The 2,591-nt window shown below is 71.4% G+C and carries 3 protein-coding genes; all 3 read left to right on the top strand.

Going from position 1 to position 2,591, the window contains the following annotated elements; translation table 11 throughout:
• Positions 1–735, top strand: a 735-nt coding sequence (locus tag ACGFYN_RS48000; RefSeq protein ID WP_393872258.1) for a CoA transferase subunit A, incomplete at its 5' end; no start/stop codon positions are given.
• A complete protein-coding gene (locus ACGFYN_RS47995; RefSeq protein WP_393872257.1) occupies positions 735–1,382 on the top strand; it encodes a CoA transferase subunit B in 648 nt (215 codons plus the stop codon). The genes ACGFYN_RS48000 and ACGFYN_RS47995, both read left to right, overlap by 1 nt.
• 8 nt (positions 1,383–1,390) lie before the next feature.
• Positions 1,391–2,591: thiolase family protein (locus tag ACGFYN_RS47990; RefSeq protein ID WP_393872259.1), on the top strand; the 1,201-nt coding region annotated here is incomplete at its 3' end.

Raw genomic sequence — 2,591 nt, 5'->3', positions numbered from 1 at the left:
GCCGTTGAGGCGGTGGTGGATGTGCCGGAGGGTGCGTCGCTGGCGGTGGGCGGGTTCGGTTTGAGTGGGGTGCCCAATGTGCTGATCCAGGCCCTGTATGAGCGGGGTGTGGGGGGTCTGTCGGTGGTGTCCAACAATTGCGGGGCGATGGAGTCGGGTCTTGCGGTGCTGCTGGCGGCGGGCCGGATCGGGCGGGTGACGGGCTCCTACATCGGGGCGAACAAGGAGTTCGCGCGGCAGTATCTGGCGGGGGAGCTGGAGGTGGAGCTGATTCCGCAGGGCACGCTGGCGGAGCGGTTGCGGGCGGGTGGGGCGGGGATTCCGGCCTTCTTCACGCCGGCCGGGGTGGGTACGCAGGTGGCGCAGGGCGGGCTGCCGTGGCGTTACGACGGCGAGGGCGGGGTCGCGCTCGCCTCGCCGCCGAAGGAGGTGCGCGAGTTCGAGGGCGTCGAGTATGTGCTGGAGCGGGGCATCCGCACCGATTTCGCGCTGGTGCGGGCGGCGAAGGGCGACCGGCACGGAAACCTGGTCTTCAACAAGTCGACGCGGAACTTCAACCCGCTGGCGGCGATGGCCGGGAAGGTCACGATCGCCGAGGTGGAGGAGCTGGTCGAGCCGGGCGGGATCGATCCGGATGCGGTGCACCTGCCCGGCATCTTCGTGCAGCGGGTGGTGGCGCTGACGCCCGGGCAGGCGGCGGACAAGAAGATCGAGCAGCGGACGGTGAGCAGCTGATGGCCTGGACACGGCAGCAGATGGCGGCGCGGGCCGCGTGCGAGCTGGCGGACGGCCAGTACGTGAATCTGGGCATCGGGCTGCCCACCCTGATCCCCAACTATCTGCCGGCCGGGGTGGAGGTGATCCTCGAATCCGAGAACGGCATCCTCGGGACCGGCCCGTATCCGAGCGACGATCAGGTGGATCCGGATCTGATCAACGCGGGGAAGGAGACGGTCACCGTCCTGCCGGGGGCCTCGTTCTTCGATTCGGCGTTGTCGTTCTCGATGATCCGGGGCGGGCACATCGATGTTGCGGTGCTGGGGGCGATGCAGGTCTCGGCGGCCGGTGACCTGGCGAACTGGGCGATCCCCGGCAAGCTGGTCACCGGGATCGGCGGGGCGATGGATCTGGTGCACGGGGCCCGCACGGTGATCGTGGTGATGACCCATACCGCGAAGGACGGCAGCCCGAAGATCCTTCAGGAGTGTGCGCTGCCGCTGACCGGCAAAGGATGCGTGGACCGGATCATCACCGACCTCGGCGTGCTGGACGTCACCGGCGAGGGGCTGGTGCTGGTGGAGACCGCGCCCGGGGTCACGGTCGAGGAGGTCACCGCCAGGACGGCGGCCAAGGTCCGCATCCCGCAGGAGGTCCGGTCATGAGCCACGGCATGCGGGAGGTGTACGTCGTCGAGGCGGTGCGCACCCCGTTCGGCCGCTACAACGGCGCTCTCGCCAGGGTGCGGCCGGATGATCTGGCCGCGCATGTGATCCGTGCACTCCTGGCCCGTGTCCCGGACCTGGACCCGGCCCGGATCGAGGACGTGTATGTCGGCAACGCCAACGGGGCCGGTGAGGAGAACCGCAACGTGGCCCGGATGGCCGGCCTGCTGGCCGGGTTGCCGACCTCGGTGCCCGGGGTGACGGTCAACCGGCTGTGCGCCTCGGGTCTGGAGGCGGTCATCCAGGCGGCCCGGGCGATCGCCGTGGGGGATGCCTCGATCGCGGTGGCGGGCGGGGTGGAGTCGATGACCCGCGCCCCCTACGTGCTGCCCAAGAACGAGCGGGCGTTCCCGGCCGGGCACGCCGAGCTGTACTCGACCACGCTGGGCTGGCGGATGGTCAATCCGAGGATGGACCCGCGGTGGAGCATCCCGCTGGGCGAGAGCGCGGAGCTGATCGCCGACCGGCACAAGATCACACGTGAGCAGCAGGACGAGTTCGCGCTGGCCTCCCACCGCAAGGCCGCCGCCGCCCAGGAACGGGGCCTGTTCGACGGCGAGTTGGCGCCCGTCGCGATCCCGCAGCGCACGGGTGAGCCGGTCGTCTTCGGCGCGGATGAGTGTGTGCGCCCGGACGCCTCGCTGTCCGCGATGGCCCGGCTCAGGCCGTCCTTCCGCCCCGGGCACGGCACCGTGACGGCCGGCAACGCCTCCCCGCTCAACGACGGCGCCGCCGCCCTGCTCCTGGTCGACGCGGACGGCCTGCGCGCCACCGGCCGTGAACCACTGGCCCGCATCAGCGCGAGCGGCGTCAACGCGCTGGACCCCGACTACTTCGGTCTGGCGCCGGTCGAGGCGGTCAACCGGGCCCTGGCCAAGGCCGGCCGGACCTTCGCCGAGCTGGATGTGCTGGAGCTGAACGAGGCGTTCGCCGCGCAGGTGCTGGGCTGTGTCGCGGAGTGGCCGGAGTTCGACCCGGACGTCCTCAACCCGCAGGGCGGGGCGATCGCGCTCGGGCATCCGCTGGGTGCCTCCGGCGCCCGGCTCGCGGGCACCGTCGCCCATCAACTCGCCCGCCGCGGCTCCGGCACCGGCGTCGCCACCCTGTGCATCGGCGTCGGACAGGGCCTCGCCCTCGTCCTCGAACGCT

The sequence above is a fragment of the Streptomyces sp. NPDC048419 genome (assembly GCF_043200415.1).
Lineage (GTDB): Bacteria > Actinomycetota > Actinomycetes > Streptomycetales > Streptomycetaceae > Streptomyces.
This window is presented reverse-complemented; position numbering and strand designations above follow the sequence as displayed.

Coding starts and splice junctions, on each gene's coding strand:
- ACGFYN_RS47995 (WP_393872257.1), top strand. CDS start 735: ATGGCCTGGACACGGCAGCAGATGGCGGCGCGGGCCGCGTGCGAGCTG.